Raw genomic sequence first — 18,886 nt, forward strand, 5'->3', positions numbered from 1 at the left:
CGGCGCATCGCATGCTCCCATCGGTGATCGAGTGACCTTCAGCTTGCGCACCCACCACCCCCGTCGGCAACCGGTTTTTCGCGCGCCCGCCGGGTTCCCGCGCCCGGAGGCGCCTCGTACGCCGGGCGACGGGGCGGGAGGAACCCGCGTTGGGGGCGTGGGACGCCCTCCTCGGCCTGGCCGTCGGATCACTGGCCGTCGGATCACTGGCCGTGCGCCGCAGGACCTCTGCGGGTTTCTTCGCCGCCGGCCGGCTCCTGCCGTTCGTCGCGCGGGGCGGGCACCGCCCGGCTCAGGGAAGCGGGGGTGCGGCCGAGCAGGGTGCGGGACGTGCGGGTCAGGTGGGCCTGATCGGCGAAGCCCGCGGCTGCCGCCGCGGCGGCCACGGACGAGCCGGGCAGGTCGGCGACCGCGCCCCGCAGCCGCCCCCACTGCCGCAGCCGGGCGAGGGGGATCCCCACCGACTCGCGGACCAGGGCCCGCAGCCGGGGCGGCGACAGACCGACCTCGGCGGCGACGGCGTCCAGGGAGGCGCCGGGGCCCGGGCGCATGGTCGCCCGCGCGGCGTGGGCCACCCTCGCGTCGAGCCGGGGTGCCGCTCCCGTGAGGGCGATGAGTTCGTCGTGGAACGCGCTCAGGTCGGGAGCGGCAGCGGGACCGTCGACTCCGGTCGGTCCCAGGGCCGCGAGCAGGCGCCGTACCGCCCGGGCGTCCAGCCGCACGAGCCCCAATCCGGCGTGCACGAGCCACGGGTCGACGAACACGGCGGCGTACGAGGACGTCGCCGCGCAGGTGTGGGCGAGCTGGGGAGGCACGATCAGCCCGGCCGCCGCGAGGGGAGGACGGTCGTCCCGTCCGACGCGGGCGTGGCCGCCGATCGGCAGGACGACCTTCCACGCGGGGTGGAGATGACGGCTCACACCGAACGCGCCGGAGTCGGCGAACAGCGTCGCCCGGGCGTCGGTGGCGAAGACGAGCCGGCGATCGTTTTGTTCAAGCGCCCACGCGCGAGGTGAAGGGAGCATCGCGCCATGCACGCTATCGCCGCCGTCGCCCTGGCGGTATTCCTCCTGGCCGTGGGTGTCGCGCACTTCGTGTTCCCGCGCTACTTCCGCTCCCTGGTGCCGTCCTGGATCGGCCCGGTCGGCTCGGCTGGCCCGGTTGTGGCCGTGAGCGGGGCGGCGGAGATCGCCGTGGCCGCTTTGGTCCTGCTGCCCGGCAGCCGGACGGCCGGCGGCTGGGCGGCCGCCGTACTCGTCACCGCCTACCTCGCCTCCCACCTCGACGCCCTGCGGAACGCCCGCGCCGGCCACCCGAGCCCACTGCGGCGTCCGGTCGGCGCGGCGGCGCGGCTGGCGGTCAACCTCGGCCACCTCGGCTGGGCGCTCGCGGTGGCGCTCGCCCCAGCCTGACACCGCCCGCCGTGCCTCCGCCCGCCGTGCCTCCGCCCGCCTGCCCCGGATCCATCTGCCCCGGATCCATCGAACAGAAGTCGAAACAGAAAGAGTCACCCTGTGAGCCATCACATCGTGGTCGTGGGGGCCGGCTACGCCGGTCTCGTCGCGGCCAAGCGCGTCGCCGGACGGCTGCGCCACACCGACGTCACCGTCACACTGATCAACGCCGTGGACCGATTCGTGGAACGCGTCCGGCTCCACCAAGTCGCGGCCGGCCGGCACCCGCAGTACCTTCCGCTGCGCGACCTGCTCGACGGAACACGGGTCGACCTCCTCGTCGCCCGCGTGACATCCATCGACGCCACGGCCCGCACCGTGCACGTCGACCGTGCGCCCCACGCGGTCGGCTACGACACGCTGGTGTACGCGCTGGGCAGCCGGGCCCACGTCGACGCCGTGCCGGGGGCGGCCGAGCACGCCCACACCCTCGCCGAGCCCGACCGGGCGGACCGACTCCACCGCCGCCTCGCCCGGCTCCCCTCCGGCGCCGGCATCGCCGTGGTCGGCGGCGGCCTCACCGGCCTCGAAGCCGCCACCGAGCTGGCCGAGACCCGCCCGGACCTGCACGTCGCGCTGTACACCGGCGCCGAACCCGGCAACCTGCTCTCCCCACGGGCCCGACGGCATCTCCGGCGCGCCCTGGACCGGCTGCGCGTCACCGTCCACGCGGGCACCTCCGTCACGGAAGTGCGCCGGGACGTGGTGGTGGACGCCGACGGCAGGTCCTTCGCCACCGGCGCCGTCATATGGACCGCCGGTTTCCGGGCCCCGGCCCTCGCGGCGGAGGCGGGCTTCACCACGGAGGAGGACGGCCGTATGACGGTCGACCGGACGCTGCGCTCGGTCTCCCACCCGGAGGTGTACGCGGTCGGGGACGCCGCGGCAGGACATGCCGTGGACGCCGCCGTCACCCGGATGTCCTGCCAGACGGCCATGCCCATGGGGCGTCAGGTGGCCGATGTCATCGCCGCCCGGCTGACCGGCCGGGAACCACGACCGGTCCGTATCCGGTACGCCTTCACCAACATCAGCCTCGGCCGCCGCGACGGGATCGTGCAGTTCACCCGCCCCGACGACAGCCCGCGTGCGTCCGTACTGACCGGGCGCACGGCGGCCGTCTTCAAAGAGGCCGTCGTCCGCGGCACCGTCCTGGCCGTACGCGGCACCGGACCGCTCGCCCCCGCCCGCCGGCCGCGGCCGCGCACGTAACAGGCTGGTCCCCGCAGCCCGGAGGGAGGAAGTCAGCGCCCGACACGTCATGCTGTTGCCGCGCACGGTGCCCCGGACCACCGTGCGCCGCAGCGGCACGGGGACGCCGCCGGCGCGGCGCGCGGGAACTGGGCGATCACGAAGGAGTGGACCTCGGGGGGATCGTCGAACCCGTCCGCCGCCACCGAGGTGCAGTGCACGGCCCAAGGAAGGGCCGATGTCTCCAGGCTGGTGCGAAGGGAGGCCCCAGGGCGCGGATGGGCCTGTGTTATGCCATCTTTTATCCTGGTATATGACTCATGTGACTCTCTGTGGATGCCTATCCTGGCTGCAGGGGGCAGTGAAGCCAGGGAGCGGCCATGGCCACAACCAAGTGGTTCTTCGAGCCCGGTCACACCAGCGCGGAGTTCCGCGCCCGGCACATGATGGTCACGTACGTGCGCGGGCACCTCAAGAACGTGCGGGGCTCCCTCGAGGTCGACCCGGACCACCCGGAGCAGGCACGGGTCGAGGCGACGATAGACGCCGCACAGGTGTACACCGGACAGCCCCAGCGCGACGATCACCTCCGCAGCCCCGACTTCTTCGACGTCGAGCACCATCCGACGTGGACGTTCACCGGGAGGCGCATCCGCCAGCTGAGCGCCACGGAGTTCTCGCTCGTCGGAGACCTCACCGTGCGCGGTGTGACACGTCCCGTGACGCTCGACGTGACGTACCTGGGGCAATGGGAAACACCCTGGTGGGAGGACGGCCGCGATCTCGGCCCCCGGCGACGCGCCGGATTCTCCGCCACGACCCGCATCAACCGGCACGACTTCGACGTCAGCTGGAACGACGTCGTCGACCGGGGCGGGGTGGTCGTCAGCGACATGATCGATGTCGTGGTCGACGTCGAGGCTGTCCGCGAGGCCTCCGAGCCGGCTGCCTGAGCGCGAGATCGGGCAGCGCGTCCGCGCTCTGCTCGCCGATCTCGGCATCCAGGCACGGGCGTGACCGCGGTGACCGGCGTCCGGGTGGCTCGATCGGTGCTGCGGCCGAAACGGGGCTCCTGCGGCCCCGGAAGGCGCGGCAGTACCGTCGCACGGCGAATCGACCGACGGAGGGGAAACGATGAGCCGGATGACCACGTCCGCGGCAATCGACGCGCACTACTACAACTCCTTTGGCCGGGCAGCCGGTTATCTGCCGCAGGACCGGGCGCACGCCCACGCGTGGGCGAAGGAGTTCGCGGAGCGGGCGACGGAGCACAAGGGGGACCACATCCCGCCCGTGGCCGATCTGGAGCGGCTCCTCGACACCGACCCGGTGGTTCATCAGTACGTGGCCGGGATGATCGAGCAGGTCCCCGAAGGGGAGCGGATCGTCACCGACATCCCGCACCTGCTCCAGTGTCTCGACAAGATCGCGGTGACGGCCCCGGAGTACGAATGGGATCCCGCCAAGCGGGTCTTCTTCCCGATGTCCACCCTGTTCGTCCATATGATGGCGACGGACGGAGGGTGGAACGCCTTCCGCAACGCCGCGTTCAACGACGCTCTGGCCGGTGTCCTCCAGTACTGGTTCACGTTCCTGAGCAACGAGATCGCCGGCGAGGACAGCCGGGTGGTCCTCAACAAGGGGCCGCAGGGCTGGTTCTCGCAGCCGGCGTACGAGCAGAACAAGCTCTACGAGTTCGACATCGACCTGTCACAGGAATACGGCGGGCTCGCGTCGTACAACGCGTTCTTCCACCGCCCGATCAAGCAGGAGTTCCGGCCGCTCACCACGGACGCCGCGGCCGTCGCCTCGCCGAACGACGGCAAGGTCGTCCGGTACCGGCAGGACGTGAGGCGCAAGGACCAGTTCTGGCTCAAGGGCCAGCCCTACTCGCTGGAGAACATGCTCGACAACAGCGAGTACACGGACCGGTTCGTGGGCGGTGACGTCCTCCAGACGTTCCTCTCCGGTGCCGACTACCACCGCTGGCACTCGCCGGTCGACGGCAAGGTGGTGGCCTGCGATACGGTGCCGGGCTATATGTTCGCCGAGCTGCAGTCCATGGGCGACGATCCGACCGCGGGCACGCACTCGCAGTGCTACGGGGCGTCGGTCAACACACGCGGAATCGTCATCATCGAAAGCACCGCGCCGGCCATCGGTCTGGTGTGCGTCATGCCGATCGGCATCACCGAGATCTCCTCGATCACCCACACGGTAGGGGTCGGCGACACGATCACCAAGGGCCAGGAGATCGGCTACTTCAGCTACGGCGGCTCGAGCATGTGCCTGCTGTTCGAGAGGAACAAGGTCGACATCACCGTCCCGCAGAACGAGAGCGGTGACGCCGACAGCGGAGCGCCGGTCTTCGTCAACGCGCAGATCGCCCGGGCCAAGTAACCGCTGAAGCGGCCGGTACGGGGAAATGGTGCCCTCCCCTTGGGGAGAGCGCAATTTCCCCGTACCCGCCGCTCAAGGATTTTCGCTCAGCCCAGTTCGATGTCCGGCAGCAGCGTGATCTGTCGCTGGACCCCGTCGTCACCGCCCAACGAGGGGAAGCGCTCGAGCAGCTTGCCGCACAGAGCGACGAGATCGGCCTTCGGGGTGAGCCGGCCCCGTGCGTTCTTCGTCGTGAACGCGTAGAACTCGAAGGGCGGGCCCGCGTGTGTGGACGGCTCACTCGCCTTGAGTGGAGTACGCACCAGAAGGTCGGCGACCGGGTACAGCACCCCTTGCATCACGGCGATGAACCCTCGCTCGTAGGCGTACCGCGTGCTGTCCGTGAACGGCTGTTTGTTGCTCGGATCCATCGCTTCCATCGGCGTCCGGTAGATGGTGTCGAGCAGCGCCAGCACGTAGCAGTAGACGGCATTGGAGAACTCCATCAGTTCCTTGACCGGCTGGTCCGCGTCAACGGTCGCGAGTTTCGGGTCGTCCAGCACGGGCCAGATGACCTCGCTGTCGTCGATCGTGTACTTCTGCCTGCCGTTGTCGTCGACGACGACGCCGATCCCGTCGAGGCCCTTCGCGATGGCGGAGAACTTGGCGAAGTGGGATGCCTGCCACTTTCCGAGCTTCTCCGGCGGATGGTCGTCCGTGCGGACGATCGGGTCGGGAAGACTGTAGTTGTCCCCCGGGGCGCCTTCGCCCTGGTCGACGATGATCTGCATGGCCTGGATCGCGGAATTCTCGTCGATGATGACGAGCGGCTGGTCGGAGCCGCCGTTCTGGTTCCAGTAGCCCCGGTGGTACTGGAACTTCCACAGGTCCTTCTTGGCCTTGGTCCAGTCGATCGCGTCCGGCGCCTGCGCGCCGTCCGATCCGTGGGCGCCCGCGAGGCTGAGGTTGCGAATGCCTTGCTCGATGCGGGCGTAGAACTCGCCGAGGGAGTCGTAGGGAGCGATGTCGCCGAGGAGTTCCTTCAGGTGCTGGTCCGGCAGCTCGATTCCCATGAACGTGTTCGCGACCTGGTCCGTGGAGAGCTTCCGTAAGTGGAGCGTCAGCTCGGGTTCCCGCTTCAGCATCGGGCTCGGGTAGGTGGGAACGACCTGCTCGTCGTAGAGCCGGAAGTCCGTGTCCCCTACCGCGATCAGCAGGTTGCGCACCAGCGTGAGGTGGAGCATCTCCTCGATCGAGATGCCGATCATGGTGCGCTGGGCCGACGCCCCGGCGGCCCACTGGGAATAGCCCCGCGTCTTGATCGAGTAGGTGGCGTACAGGTACAGCGGGATCGTGGACAGCTCCACCTGTGCGGCGGCCTTCAGGTGGTCGATCAGGTCCGGCAGAGTGGTGATCGGGGGGACGGGTGCCGGTGCGTTCTTGGCCATGCGAGATCCTCCGATGCGAATGCTCTGGGTGTGATCGCCGGGTCAGCGGCTCAGGCGCTCGTACGCCCCCGGGCTCAGTTCCCGGGTGACGACCGTGAAGTCCCGCCGGATGAGGGCGAGACGGACCGGTCTCTGCTCCGGCGGTGCGGGATCGTCGCCCCGGTGGACCGCGGCCAGATACGTGTGGACGGGTGCGCAGGCCCGGAAGAGCCGGGCGGGAGGGGCGGGGCTCGCGTCGTTCTCCGGGCCCGGGCCGTCGAGGACCTCCGTGAACGCCCGCTCGAAGCGGATCAGGTCGATCAGCAGGTCGATCCACGCCTCGCGCTCCGCGCCGGCCACGGCGTCCGGACGCGTACGACCCAGGTGGCCGGCGAAACGCTCGCTGAGCCCGGCCAGCGTGGGGGAGCGGGACGGGTGCGCGTCGAGGTAGTTCAGCGCGAACTGGTCGAAGATCTGCCTGCCGAGCAGGTGAACGGAGCCCGGGTGCAGGGTGCGCATGCACTCCAGCAGCCGCAGCCGGTAGCCGCGCTGGTGGACGAGCAGCCGTTCGCGGGCCGACAGTCGGCTGGACGCGGTGATCGTATGGCCCGGGTCCTCGCCCGTCGGGTCCAGGATGACGGCCTGCATCCAGCGCTGCACGGCGGCCAGGGCGGGGGCCTCGTCAGCCACGAGCGCCCCCGGCCGGTGCGGTCGTCAGCGCCCGCGCCGTGTCCAGCTCGGCCAGCAGCTCCGGGAAGGGCGGCAGCTTGTCATCCCGCTCCAGGAGCGTCGGCGCGCCCCCGGTCAGCTCGACCGCGAGCCGGTACAGCTCCCACACCGGAGCGGAGACCGGCGCGTCGTGCGTGTCCACGATGTGTGTGCCGTAGTCGGTGTGCCCGGCGAGATGCATCTGCACGATGCGTTCGTGCGGCAGCTCCCGCAGGTACCGCACCGGGTCGAAGTCGTGATTGAACGCGGAGACATGGACGTTGTTGACGTCGAGCAGCAGCCCGCAGTCCGCCTCCTCCGCCATCCGCGCGAGGAACTCCCACTCGGTGAGCGTCGAGGCGTGGAACTCCACATAACTGCTCGGGTTCTCCAGCACGAGCTGTCGTTCCAGTACGTCCTGGACGACACGTACGCGCCGCACGACGTGGTCGAGTGTCTCCTCGGTGAAGGGCAGCGGCAGCAGATCGTGGGTGTTGACGCCCAGCACCCCTGTCCAGCACACGTGGTCCGACACCCAGGGCGCCCGTATCTCGTCGGCGAGCCGCTTCAGCCGGCGCAGATAGCCGAAGTCGAGGGGGTCCGTGCTGCCGATGGACAGCGACACCCCGTGCAGGACGACCGGATACCGTTCGGCGATCTCCTCGAGGGCCCGGCGCCTGCCGCCCCGGGTGTCCAGGAAGTTCTCCGAGATGATCTCGAAGAAGCCCACCGGCGGCAGGTGCCGGCGGATGTAGGGCAGATGCGGCGTCCGTAACCCCACCCCGAAGCCCAGGTGCGGCATGCCGAGGCGCGGCTCGCTCACTTCGGCTGCTGCATGTAGTCGTAGTGCGGCATCTGACCGTCCTTGATGCCCTCGCCCGGCGACGGCCCGAACGCCTTGCCGGCCGCGTACATCCGCGCCTCGAAGAGCCGGCGGGCCTGCCTCCAGACGCTCTTGCCCTTCAGAGGCCCGGCGGAGAAGACCCGGCTCTCGTTGATGGGACTGGCACAGCTGCCGTTGTAACGGCAGTCCTGCTCGCCCGGGTGGAACTGTTCGGCCTCCGTGCCCGCGTAGCCGCAGCCACCCTGGCCCCGGCAGGACCCTTCGCCGTGGCAGACGTGGTACACCGTCGCGCAGGTACCCATGCCCGCCATGGGCGCCTGGCCGGAGGCGTCCAGACAGGCGCACGAGTTGAGCCCCATGCAGACGTGCAGTTCCCTGGGTTGCTCCTGCGGAAGGGAGTTCGGGTCCGGCTCGCACCCTGATGCGGAGGACTTGCTCATGGCGGTCGTTCCTCTCGGCTCGGAGACGGCGAAGGCCACACCTTCGCAGCACGTGCCGAGAGGACGGGAGGGGGAGAACCAGCCATGGCGATCACTTGGGGACACAACAGGCCAAGGTGTCCCCGGCCCCTTCCACGGTTGCGCGGCTGCGGGGCCGCCGTTCCCTGTGTGTCAGTGGTCGCTGCCATGATGCCCTGGCAACAGCGACAGCACGGGAGCAGAGCATGGTGGAGCGGACCCTACGACCGATAGTCGAGGCGATCGTCGCGAGCGCGCCGGACGGTTGGACGCACGCGGTGCTGCACGGCCGGGCAGGGCGGGGCGGCACCTCGGCGACCGGGGGGTACACCCCGCGAAAGGACCGCTGGAACACCGGCTTGCCCAATCCGTACAGGGAACTCATGGCACTGGCCGGGACGCTGCGTGAAGACCGCGGCTGGGAACCCGTCAGCCTCGAGATCCAGTGCCGGCCGTCCGGCGAGTACCGGCTCGTCGCCTTCAACGACGCCATCACCCGGGTGATCGGGATGGGCGGCAACGGCTTCCAAGCGGTCCTCGACCCCGACCACCGGCCGCCCCAGCCCGGCCTGCGCCAGGAGCCCGGCACCGCGGCACCCGCAGGCGACCCCGAGCTGGCCAAGGCCCGCTTCCGTACCTACCTCGAGCGGCGCGCCGCGATCCTCGGGCACCCCGAGGAACTTCCTCCGCCCGCCACCGCCGCCGCGATCGACGAAGCCGAACGCCGACTCGGCCGCCGACTGCCCCCCGACCTGCGGGCGCTCTACACGATCGCCGACGGCGACGGTGTCGGCCACGAGCACCGCTACCTGTTCCAGGGCAACGCCTGGCTGCCGCTGGAGAGCCTCGTCGCCGAGCACACCGAGGGCGCGGGCGAACGGCCCTGGTACGGCTGGGACCTCGAATGGGACGCCGTCGTCTTCGACGCCACCCCCGCCGATACCGTCCGCCGCTGCGGAGGCCACGCCGGCTGGCTGCCCTTCGCCACCGGCGAGGACGGCAACTACCTGGCCGTCGACACGGCCCCGGCCCGCGCCGGCCGTCCCGGGCAGATCATCCGTACCGGCCGCGACTACGACCACGGGCCCGGCTACGTCGCCGACTCGGTCACCTCACTCCTCGGCCACTACCTGGAACTGCTGGACCACGGCGCGTACGAGAAGCACGGCGACCACATCGCCCTGCTCGAACCCGCCTGCGACTACGCTCCCAGCGAGATCATCGGCGACATCCCCGACGAGGTCCCGGTCACCCTCCAGGCGATCCACATCAACGACGCCACCGGCCATGTCGACCTCGCCCCGCTCACCGCAGCGCCCCACCTTCGCCGACTGCACCTCAACCGCTCCGCCACCACCGACCTGACGCCGGTACGCGACCTGCCCGTCGAATCCCTGCGCGTCACCCTCGACGCGGGCGATCTGACCCCGCTCGCCGGCCACCCCCACCTCGCCTCCCTCGACCTGACCACCACCGCCACGGCCGACCTCACCCCGCTGCGCACCATCCCCCACCTGCGCGGACTCGACCTCTCCCGGGCCGACGTCCTCGAACCGGCCGTCCTGGCCGACCTGACGGAGCTTCGCTACCTCTCCCTCACCGGACGCCAGTGGACCGCCCTGCTCGACAAGGGCGGAGTGCCTCCCGCCCTCACCGCCGCCTGCCTGGCCGACGCGGACGCCACCCTTGACGACGCCCTCGCCTGGGCGGCCCGTCTCGGCCTCGACACGGAGCACGCCCTCCGGACCACCGGCACCCTCAAGACCGTCGACGGGTGAAATGCGCTGCCCCGGAGATGGTGATCGGTGGCGGGCAGGGCGCCGCGTACCGTCGGAACAAGAGGAAACCGGCCATTCCAGAGGGGCGCGAGGGGTGCACGCGGCATCTCGGTGGGTCCGTCCGGGGAGGGTGATTCACGGTTTCGTGCCATCGTCAGGCAGCTGAAGGAAGGTGACGAAAAACCTTCCCTTTGCCTCTGTTTGACTTTTTCTTGACTGCCGGTTGACGGTAGCGTCCGGTCCTGGCCGGTGATCCCGCTCGGGGCCCGGCTCAGCACGCCGTCTGCTCGTCGGCTCTTCGTGAGTCGTTGAATGCCACCGGAGGATGCATGCCCTCTCGTACCGCCACCGCGCTCGCCGCCTGCGCGCTGAGCCTTGGCGCCCTCGCCGCGGGCGCGGGCGTCGCCGCGGCGGCTCCGTCGGCCCCCGCCGCCGGGCCCGCGATCACCGCGCGCGCCGCGGCCGTGGACCCGTGCAGCTATCAGGTGGTCCGCTCCGACGACTCCCGCTACGTCTACTCCGTGAGCGGGGTCTTCGGTGGCGTCACCCGCGAACTGCCGGTGCAGAAGGAGGACTTCGTGAGGTTCTCCGGCAACTGGCACCAGGTCACCCAGGTCGACGCATGCGCAGGCGGGAAGGGCGGTCAGGCCCCGACCGCGCTCCGCGTCACGGGGAAGCTGGACAACCCGGACGGCTACGATTCGTCCGTACCGCGGACGATCCGCAGCAACGACCTCAAGCCCGCCGCCGCCTCGGTGATCCCGAAGGCGCCGACGCCGACGTCCATCGACCGCCTCGACGCCGCCACCGTCCGCGTCACCTGGAAGCCCGCGCAGGGCAGCCCGGACCACGTCATGCTGATGGAACGCAAGCCCTTCTACAGCAGCGAGATCGGCATATGGCACCCCTACACGTTCCAGCGGGACGTCCCGGTCGGCGCCACCTCGGTGGACCGCAAGCTGGAGCGTGACCCCGGCATTCCCGCAGAGCACCGAGCACACGCCTACTGGATGCGCGCGGTCAAGGACGGATTCGTCAGCGACCTGCGCGCCGAGAAGCCGGTCACGGTCGAGCCGTAGCCGCCGGCTGCCGCTTCCTGGCCGCGTGCTAACAAAACTTGACCGCCCGATAGCCTTCCGCAGTACGGGCTATCGAGCGGCGACGCCAGGGAACCGCGCGATGCCAGGGGCAGCGTCTGCCGGGGAGCGAGCTGCAAGGTGGCGACAGAGCTATGGGGGCGGAGTGCGGCCGGACGGTGGACTAGGTGCTGGTCTCGGTCCGAGGGAGGCAGCCGCCCTCCTTCTGGACAAGATTCGTCAGGGCAACGGCTACGCCCGCGCCAAGAAGAAACGATTCGGCCGAAGCGCCTCCGCCATCAAGGTGGCGACGCTTGTACTGTCCGCTGCGTCCACCGTCATCCTGGGCCTGCAGAATCTCAACGCATGGGCTGGTTTGGCCTTGGCCTGTGTGGCGCTGGTGACGTTGCTGGGAGCCGTCGAGCCCTTCTTCAATTGGCGCTCCAGGTTCGTTCTGATGGAGGAAGCGCAGTACCGGTTCCAGCGGCTTGCCGACGACCTTGAATACCTCGTGGCATCGACAGCCACCGACGAGCTCACGTTCGATCAGCTGGGCGAGATCTTCGGTCGGTATCAGGCGATCTGGGACGACCTGAGCCGCACCTGGCTGGATCATCGTCGAGAACCCGCGCCCTTGGCCAACGCCTAGAGGCGCATCCGCAGTCTGCGCCCCGGTCCGGGACCGCCGATGTGTCCCTGTCGGCTCCCACCGTGTTCATCGACCGGACGGGCAAGGGCCACTCGGACAGCCGTTTCGTCGTGTGCGTCGCGGGCTTCAAGAGCGCACTGCCGCAACCTTCCGCGCCGCGTCGAGCCGTGCCACTGTGGCCGTGTGACGGTGAGCCCCCAGGTGAGCTACCAGTCGATCGCGGCGCGGATTCTCGGGGCCGAGCGCCCCTCGTGGACGATGCGGGACGGGGAAGCGTGGTGCATGATCACGCCGCCCGGCTACCGGACCCGCAGGCAGGGGTGGAAGCTCCACGTCTCGGCGACCGTCGTCTCGGCCCACGAGGTGCTGGAGCGGGCGGCGGGCGTCCTGGTGGCGCGCGGCTGCGCGTTCAAGTTCGCGGTGTCGCCGAGCGTGACCGCCGATCTCACCGGCGTGCGGGCCGCGCGGGCGCACTCCGGCAAGTTCCTCACTGCTTATCCCGCCGACGACGAGCAACTGCGCGTCCTCGCGGAGGAGCTGCACCGGGCCACTGCCGGACTCGCCGGTCCCGCGATCCTGTCGGACCGGCGGTACCGTCCGGGCAGCCTCGTCCACTACCGCTACGGCTGTTTCTCGGCACCGCGCGAGCTCGACGACGAGGGCTTCTACCGAGGACGGCTCCAGGCTCCGGACGGGACGCTCGTCACCGACGAGCGCAACCCGTGGTTCTCACCGCCCGCCTGGGCCAGGCCGCCGTTCGACCAGCCCGCCCGAACCCGCGCCGGAGCCGGCGGCGGCCCCGTACTCCTCGCGGACCGCTACCTGGTCCGGGAGGCGATCCGCCATGCCAACCGCGGCGGCGTCTACCGCGCGCACGACCGGCGCACCGGCCGGGACGTCCTCCTCAAGGAGGCCCGCCCGCACGTCGGCGCGCGGCCCGACGGGACCGACGCCCGGGACTGGCTGCGCTACGAGGCCGACGTGCTGGCCCACCTGGCACCGCTCGGCATCGCCCCCGCGCCGCACGGGGTCTTCGAGGCGGGCGGACACGTCTTCCTCGCCGAGGACCTGATCGACGGCGACAACATGCACCAATGGTCGGCGGACGGCGCCCTGCGCGCCGGCGGCAGGCTTCCGGTCCCGGCGGCGTGGCGGCTCGCACGTGACCTCACACGCCTGGTCGACGCCGCGCACGCGGCGGGCTTCGTGTTGCGCGACCTCAAGCCGACGAACGTCGTCGTGCGCCCCGACGGCAGGCCCGTCCTCGTCGACCTGGAGTGCGCGGTACGCGCGGACGGCACGACCACCGTCATGGGCACCCAGGGCTTCACCGCGCCCGAATACCTCTCCCGTGCGGAGGACGACGGGCTCCCGCCCGGCCCCGAAGCGGACTGCTTCAGCCTGGGTGCCACCCTGCTCCACGCCACCGCCGGCATCAATCCCTTGCTCGCCCCCGACACTTCGCCCGAGCGCCCACCCGGCGAGCGGCTCACGGCGATCGTGGAGGCCGCCGCCCCGGACTGCCCCGCCCTCCGCGCCCTCGCTCCCCTCGTGCTCGGCCTCACGGCCGACCCAGCGGCCCGCTGGCCTCTGGAGAAGGCCGCCGCGTTCCTCCGGGCGGAGCCCGCCGAACCGGCGATCTCGTCCGGCCCCGCTCTGGGCGACTCCGCTCTGGTCGGCCCCGCTCCGGCCGGCGCCGACCTCGACCGGCTGCTTGCCGACGGGCTGGCTCACATCGCGGCGACGGCCGACCCCTCCGCCGTACACCTGTGGCCCAGACCCCGCACGCTGCCGGAAGGCGACCCCTGCAACCTCCAGCAGGGAGCGGCGGGCGTCGTGGCCGTCCTGGACAGAGCCGTCCGTACGGGCGAGGCGCCCGCCCTCGAACCGCTGCTGCGGACCGCCGCCCACTGGCTGGACGAACGACTCTCCCGGACCGGCCGCGTCCTGCCCGGCCTCTACTTCGGCCGCTCCGGCACCGCATGGGCGCTGCACGACGCGGCCCGCACCCTCGACGACCCCGAACTCGCCGCCCGGGCACGGCAGTACGCCCTCGGTATTCCTCTGGGCATTCCCCCCGGGGCGACCAACCCCGACATCTGCCACGGCCTGTCCGGTGCCGGACTCGCCCAGCTGCACCTGTGGCACGCCACCGGCGACCAGCGCTTCGCCGAGCGGGCCTCCGCCTGCGCCGATGGTGTGCTGCGCCTGCTGGCGGAGGCCGACGGGGGAGTGGACTGGCCGCTCGGCCCCTCATACCGCTCCGAGCTCGCCGGCTCCGGCTCCTACGGCTTCGGGCACGGCGTCGCCGGCAACGCCGCCTTCCTGCTCGCCGCCGGCCGCGACCTCGACCGCCCGGAGCTCCTCGACATCGCGATCGGCGGCGGGCACGCGCTGTGCGCCGTGGCCGAACGCCGAGGCGACATCGCCGTCTGGCCCAAGGGGCCCGGGCGTACGGAACGCACCGGCCTCGACTTCTGGTGCCACGGCGCCTCCGGCATCGGTACCACCCTCGTCCGGCTGTGGCAGGAGACCGGCGAGCCGCGCTTCGGCGAGTACGCCGAACTGGCCGCGCGCACCACCCACCGGGACCGCTGGCGGCTCGGCACCGGCACCTGCCACGGCGTCGCCGGCAACGCCCAACTCCTGCTCGACCTGGCAGCGGTCACCGGCGATGAGACCTACCGCACCTGGGCCGCCGAGGCCGCCGCATGCCTCCACGCGCGGGCCGCACTCAGGGACGGGCGGCTGGTCGTCCCCGACGACACCCTGCGCGACTTCTGCGTCAGCTATCAGGTCGGCTTGGCAGGTGCCCTGGACCTGCTGCTACGCCTCAAACACGGCGGCGGCCGCTCCTGGTCCGTGGACCCCCGGCCGGCGGCCCCCGAAGGGAGGTGAGAGACGGAGGACACCACAGGCCCGTTCCCCCCTCCGCGGAAGGAGGTGAGAACCATGGAAGAGACAGTGCTGGAGCTGCAAGAGCTGCCGGAGACGGACGAGCAGGCGCTGGAGCCCGCGATGTGCTGTGACACCCTCCGTACGAGCGGTCAGTAGGCGGATCCGCCGCGCTGTCCGTCGTGACCTCGGTTTACGTACCGACCCGTTCCGTGCGACCGCCCCGTGCGGCCGCACGGAACCCCAGCAACGACGATCCCCCCCGAGCGTGCCGCCAACGTCGTCTGGGGCGCGCCCTGCTCCTGACGTAGCCGAACGCGGCCGCCAGGGGCGTACATTGATCTGTCGGCAGGGGCTGGGGGAGCCCCTGGGACAACAGGGGACGGGAGATACGTATGAACTCGACCGACGGCTTCAAGATTCTGGGCCTGGCTCACGCGTACCTGCGTACGGCGGTCGCGGGCGTGCCCGCCGACAGGTGGGGTGCGGCGACACCGTGCGACCAGTGGACGGTACGTCAGGTGCTGAACCACGCGAGGCTGGACCAGCAGGCGTACGCGGCTGCCATCACCGGCGAAGGGGGCCCGCGGTCCGACCCCTTCCAGCCCGCTGACGCCCTCGACGGCGATCCCGTCCAGGTGCTGGACGACGTCCTGGCCAAGACGTTCGATGCCTACGCCCGGCTTCCGGCCGACGCGGCCGAGGCGCCGACGCCGCTGGGTCCGCTGCCCGTCTGGCTCGGTGCCACCGCGGCCGCCCTGGACGCGGGCGTGCATGCCTGGGACATCGCGGTCGCGACCGGCCAGGACCTGCCGCTGGAAGCCGAGCTGGCCGAGGGCCTGAGTGCCGCGGCGGACCAGCTTGTCGACCGGATCCGCGACGCCTACGGCGTCTACGCTCCGGCTGTGCGGCAGCTGGAGGACGCCGACAGGGCGGCCGCGCTGCTGGCCTTCGTGGGACGCGACCCGCGCTGGAGCCCTGCGGGCTGAGGCGGGGGCAAGCCGCCACTCATGGCGCGCTCCGCGTGCGGTGATGCCGAAATCGCATCGGGTGGTCCGAAATGGGTCTTGGACGGGGGCACACGCCGCCCGCATCGTTGGAGACCCCGGCGGTACGGGCACGGAGGCGAAGCCCTATGCGTAGCAGATGCGTTCATGGCCGGCTCCGCCTCCGTGGGCGGGCCCCCGGCCGGCCCACGCCCACCCCCGCACAACTGCTCACCCAAGGATGTTCGCCCATGACCGCCAGCATCGCCCGCCGCCTTCAGCACGCCGTCTACGGCGGCCCCGAGGTGCTCCAGCTCGCCGAGTTACCCCTGCCCGAGCCGGGGCCGGGCCAGGTCCGTGTCCGGATCCATGCCGCCGGCGTCAACGGCCTCGATTCCAAGATGCGCCAGGGGCTGTTCGCCCCCGGCCAGGCCGCCCCCGCCGAACCCGCCTCGCTGGGCATCGAAATGGCCGGCGTCATCGACGCGCTCGGCCCGGGCGTGAGCGAGTGGAGCATCGGCCGGGCGGTGCTGGGGCGCACCGCCGCGCTCGACGCCATCGCCACCCACGCCCTGGCTCCCGCCGACGCCGTCGTCGCGAAGCCCGACGCTCTCACCTTCGAACAGGCGGCGGCGCTGCCGATCGCCACGGAGACCGCCTACCGCACCCTGCGCCAGCTCGGCCTGCGGGCCGGACAGACTCTGCTCGTCCATGCCGCTGCCGGCGGCGTCGGCCTCATGGCGGTCCAAATCGCCCGCACGTGGGGCGCCACCGTCATCGGCACCGCGAGCGAGGCCAACCATGCCTTCCTCCGCGAGATCGGCGCCACGCCGGTCACCTACGGCGACGGCCTGGCCGAACGGGTACGGGCCGTTGCCCCGCGAGGCGTCGATGCCGTCCTGGACGGCTCCGGACGCGGCGTCCTGCCTCTGTCCATCGAACTGACCGGCAACCCGGCGAAGGTCATCAGCATCGCCGACCTCGACTCCGCCCGGCACGGCGTGCACTTCTCCACTGAAGCGCTGCCCATCCCCCACGTCATGGCCGAGGTCCTTCCCCTGATCGAGGCCGGTCGTATCCGCATGCCCGTCGAAGCGGTCTTCCCGTTGGAGAAGGCGCCCGACGCCTACCGCCGTCTCGACCTCGGCCACCTGCGAGGGAAGATCGTCATCACCACGGCATGATCCGTGCCCTTGCCGGCAGCGCCCGCCCGTAGCCCTGGCCCGGCGACAACGCCCGGCCAGGTACTGGATCACCGGTCCACGGGTGGCTCGTCCACGAGCGGCTCGTCCTTGCCGCCGTCGGCGGCACTCGCTCCTCGGCCCTATCGCACGACCTTGATGCCGAAGTGACCGCCGAACTGCTGGCCGAGGCCGAAGCCGATGGCGGAGTGCATGTGGGCGTACATCTCCATGCCACGGGCGCACACGAGGGGGCCGAGGTCGAGGATTTCAGGACAACCTGTGTCCTTTGATCCGGTCATAGTGGATGTCATGACGAGCGACATGACCGCCCGCATACTGCGGCTGCTGTCCCTGCTGCAGACCCGGCGGGAATGGTCCGGCTCCGACCTGGCCGAACGCCTCGACGTGACCGTCCGTACCGTCCGCCGGGACATCGACCGGCTGCGCGAGCTGGGCTACCCCGTCGACAGCGCCCGCGGTCACGCCGGCGGCTACCGCCTGGCCGCCGGCACCGACCTGCCGCCCCTCCTCCTGAACGACGACGAGGCGGTCGCCATCGCCGTCGCCCTGCGCACCGCCGCCGGAGGCCTGGCCGGCATCGAGGAGACGGCACTGCGGGCCCTGGCCAAGCTCGAGCAGGTCCTTCCCCGCCGCCTGCGCGGACAGGTCACCGCACTCCAGGAGTCCGTCGCCGGCATCACCTGGGAGGACCGGGGACCACGCGCCGACCCGGCCCTCCTGGCCACCCTCGCCGTCTCCTGCCGCGACCACGAGATCCTCACCTTCGACTACACGACCCGCGGGGGCACTACCGCCTCCCGCCGCGTCGAACCGCACCACCTGATCGCCTCCGGCGCCCTGTGGTACCTCCTCGCCCACGACACCGAGAAAGACGACTGGCGCCTCTTCCGCCTCGACCGCATCACCCACCCCCTACCCACCGGCCGGCGCGTGCCGCCCCGCCCGGTGCCCGGAGACGACCCCGCCGCCTTCGTCGCCGACCGCCTCTCCGCCGCCCCCACCCGCCACCGCGCCGTCGCCACCGTCCACGCCCCCGCCGACCACATCCGCGCCCGCACCCGAGGCCTGGCCACCCGCCTTCGCCCCGCCGGGGAGAACACCTGCCTCCTCGACGCCTCCGACGACTCCCTGCCCCGCATCGCCCGGACCCTGGCCGGCCTCGACACCGACTACACCCTCGACGCCGACCCGGACGTCATCGCCTACCTCCGCGACGCGGCGCGCCGCGCGCTGCGTGCCACAGGCTGAGGGCTACCTCCCTGACGGTCGCCCGGCCGGTTGCGCCTGTGCGGCGCGCACGTCCGTGGTGAGTGCGATCTCGCCGAACCGGCAGCGGCGGCCGCTGCGCATGCTGTGCGTGGCGCGAGGTCGGTCGCTCAGCCTTCCGTGTCGCGATGGATCAGCAGTGCCTGGAGGAGTCCGGGGAAGGCCTCTTCGAACTCGTCCTGGCGCAGCCCGTTCATGCGGGAGGTGCCGGCGTAGTACTGGCGGATGAGGCCGGCCTCGCGCAGGACGTTGAAGTGGTGGGTGGCCGTGGACTTGCTGACCGGCAGGTCGATCGTGCCGCAGGCGAGGTCCTGGCGGGCGTCGTGGAGCGCGCCGATGATCCTGCGGCGGACCGGGTCGACCAGGGCCTCGAGTACCTGCTGCAGGCGGATCGTGTGGATGTCCGGGTGCTGCGGGACGCGTTCGCGTGTGCTTCGCCGTGCTGTTGCCATCGTTCGTCGACCTCCTGAAACGCATCGTACGACACTCATCGAAGTATGACGATCATCGAAGTTTGACAGGCGTCGTACTTTTGGCTTGAGTGAGGCCCGGCGGCGCGGATCACGTGCC

General features: G+C 71.2%; 18 protein-coding genes. 11 read left to right on the plus strand and 7 right to left on the minus strand.

Annotated features, from left to right (window positions below; all coding sequences use genetic code 11):
* Window positions 1-203 precede the first annotated feature (203 nt).
* A complete protein-coding gene (locus AB4K12_RS03625; protein ID WP_368432764.1) occupies window positions 204-1,025 on the minus strand; it encodes a helix-turn-helix domain-containing protein in 822 nt (273 codons plus the stop codon).
* Between the two features lie 6 nt (window positions 1,026-1,031).
* Between AB4K12_RS03625 and AB4K12_RS03630 the strand changes: the two genes are divergently transcribed.
* From AB4K12_RS03630 to AB4K12_RS03645, 4 genes are all read left to right on the plus strand, one after another.
* Window positions 1,032-1,412, plus strand: a complete 381-nt coding sequence (locus tag AB4K12_RS03630) for a hypothetical protein (protein ID WP_368432765.1) — start codon at window positions 1,032-1,034, stop codon at window positions 1,410-1,412.
* A 102-nt stretch (window positions 1,413-1,514) separates the two neighbouring features.
* Complete coding sequence (locus AB4K12_RS03635) at window positions 1,515-2,666, plus strand: NAD(P)/FAD-dependent oxidoreductase (RefSeq protein WP_368432766.1); 1,152 nt, start codon at window positions 1,515-1,517, stop codon at window positions 2,664-2,666.
* Between the two features lie 359 nt (window positions 2,667-3,025).
* Window positions 3,026-3,598: a YceI family protein gene (locus tag AB4K12_RS03640; protein ID WP_368432767.1), complete on the plus strand. Its 573-nt coding sequence runs from the start codon at window positions 3,026-3,028 to the stop codon at window positions 3,596-3,598.
* A gap of 190 nt (window positions 3,599-3,788) precedes the next feature.
* Window positions 3,789-5,045 (plus strand): phophatidylserine decarboxylase associated domain-containing protein, encoded by a 1,257-nt coding sequence (locus tag AB4K12_RS03645; protein WP_368432768.1) that lies wholly within the window; start codon window positions 3,789-3,791, stop codon window positions 5,043-5,045.
* An 86-nt stretch (window positions 5,046-5,131) separates the two neighbouring features.
* Here the strand turns inward: AB4K12_RS03645 and AB4K12_RS03650 are convergent, their stop codons facing one another.
* The 4 genes from AB4K12_RS03650 to AB4K12_RS03665 are packed head-to-tail and all read right to left on the minus strand — an operon-like array spanning window position 5,132 to window position 8,443.
* Entirely contained in the window at window positions 5,132-6,472 is a 1,341-nt protein-coding gene (locus tag AB4K12_RS03650; protein ID WP_368432769.1) for a ferritin-like protein, read from the minus strand.
* A gap of 42 nt (window positions 6,473-6,514) precedes the next feature.
* The gene (locus AB4K12_RS03655; RefSeq protein WP_368432770.1) at window positions 6,515-7,141 is read right to left on the minus strand and encodes a DNA-binding domain-containing protein; all 627 of its coding nucleotides are present in this window, start codon (window positions 7,139-7,141) and stop codon (window positions 6,515-6,517) included.
* A complete protein-coding gene (locus AB4K12_RS03660) occupies window positions 7,134-7,982 on the minus strand; it encodes a DUF692 domain-containing protein (RefSeq protein ID WP_368432771.1) in 849 nt (282 codons plus the stop codon). Before AB4K12_RS03660 ends, AB4K12_RS03655 begins: the two co-directional genes overlap by 8 nt.
* Window positions 7,979-8,443: a hypothetical protein gene (locus AB4K12_RS03665; RefSeq protein ID WP_368432772.1), complete on the minus strand. Its 465-nt coding sequence runs from the start codon at window positions 8,441-8,443 to the stop codon at window positions 7,979-7,981. The genes AB4K12_RS03660 and AB4K12_RS03665 overlap by 4 nt, the downstream gene beginning before the upstream one ends.
* 224 nt (window positions 8,444-8,667) lie before the next feature.
* On the opposite strand from AB4K12_RS03665, the gene AB4K12_RS03670 reads away from it, so the two are divergent.
* The 6 genes from AB4K12_RS03670 (at window position 8,668) to AB4K12_RS03695 (ending at window position 17,029) form a co-directional block, all read left to right on the plus strand.
* Window positions 8,668-10,239 carry an SMI1/KNR4 family protein gene (locus AB4K12_RS03670; protein WP_368432773.1) on the plus strand — a complete coding sequence of 524 codons (1,572 nt, stop codon included), beginning with the start codon at window positions 8,668-8,670 and terminating at the stop codon, window positions 10,237-10,239.
* Between the two features lie 329 nt (window positions 10,240-10,568).
* A complete protein-coding gene (locus AB4K12_RS03675; protein WP_368432774.1) occupies window positions 10,569-11,318 on the plus strand; it encodes a hypothetical protein in 750 nt (249 codons plus the stop codon).
* Window positions 11,319-11,481: 163 nt separating this feature from the next.
* Entirely contained in the window at window positions 11,482-11,964 is a 483-nt protein-coding gene (locus tag AB4K12_RS03680; protein WP_368432775.1) for an SLATT domain-containing protein, read from the plus strand.
* Between the two features lie 183 nt (window positions 11,965-12,147).
* On the plus strand, window positions 12,148-14,862 hold the full coding sequence (gene lanL, locus AB4K12_RS03685; RefSeq protein ID WP_368432776.1) for a class IV lanthionine synthetase LanL: 2,715 nt from the start codon (window positions 12,148-12,150) through the stop codon (window positions 14,860-14,862).
* 392 nt (window positions 14,863-15,254) lie between these two features.
* Complete coding sequence (locus AB4K12_RS03690) at window positions 15,255-15,848, plus strand: TIGR03086 family metal-binding protein (protein ID WP_368432777.1); 594 nt, start codon at window positions 15,255-15,257, stop codon at window positions 15,846-15,848.
* A gap of 248 nt (window positions 15,849-16,096) precedes the next feature.
* A complete protein-coding gene (locus tag AB4K12_RS03695; RefSeq protein ID WP_368432778.1) occupies window positions 16,097-17,029 on the plus strand; it encodes an NADP-dependent oxidoreductase in 933 nt (310 codons plus the stop codon).
* A gap of 140 nt (window positions 17,030-17,169) precedes the next feature.
* On the opposite strand, the gene AB4K12_RS03700 is transcribed toward AB4K12_RS03695, so the two are convergent.
* The gene (locus tag AB4K12_RS03700) at window positions 17,170-17,328 is read right to left on the minus strand and encodes a hypothetical protein (RefSeq protein ID WP_368432779.1); all 159 of its coding nucleotides are present in this window, start codon (window positions 17,326-17,328) and stop codon (window positions 17,170-17,172) included.
* Between the two features lie 10 nt (window positions 17,329-17,338).
* Here AB4K12_RS03700 and AB4K12_RS03705 point away from each other — a divergent pair, with 10 nt between their 5' ends.
* Window positions 17,339-18,298 carry a helix-turn-helix transcriptional regulator gene (locus tag AB4K12_RS03705; protein ID WP_368432780.1) on the plus strand — a complete coding sequence of 320 codons (960 nt, stop codon included), beginning with the start codon at window positions 17,339-17,341 and terminating at the stop codon, window positions 18,296-18,298.
* Between the two features lie 128 nt (window positions 18,299-18,426).
* Here AB4K12_RS03705 and AB4K12_RS03710 read toward each other — a convergent pair whose 3' ends face one another.
* The gene (locus tag AB4K12_RS03710; RefSeq protein ID WP_368432781.1) at window positions 18,427-18,768 is read right to left on the minus strand and encodes an ArsR/SmtB family transcription factor; all 342 of its coding nucleotides are present in this window, start codon (window positions 18,766-18,768) and stop codon (window positions 18,427-18,429) included.
* Between the last annotated feature and the right edge of the window lie 118 nt (window positions 18,769-18,886).

The sequence above is a fragment of the Streptomyces sp. C36 genome (genome assembly GCF_040932295.1).
Classification (GTDB): domain Bacteria; phylum Actinomycetota; class Actinomycetes; order Streptomycetales; family Streptomycetaceae; genus Streptomyces; species Streptomyces triculaminicus.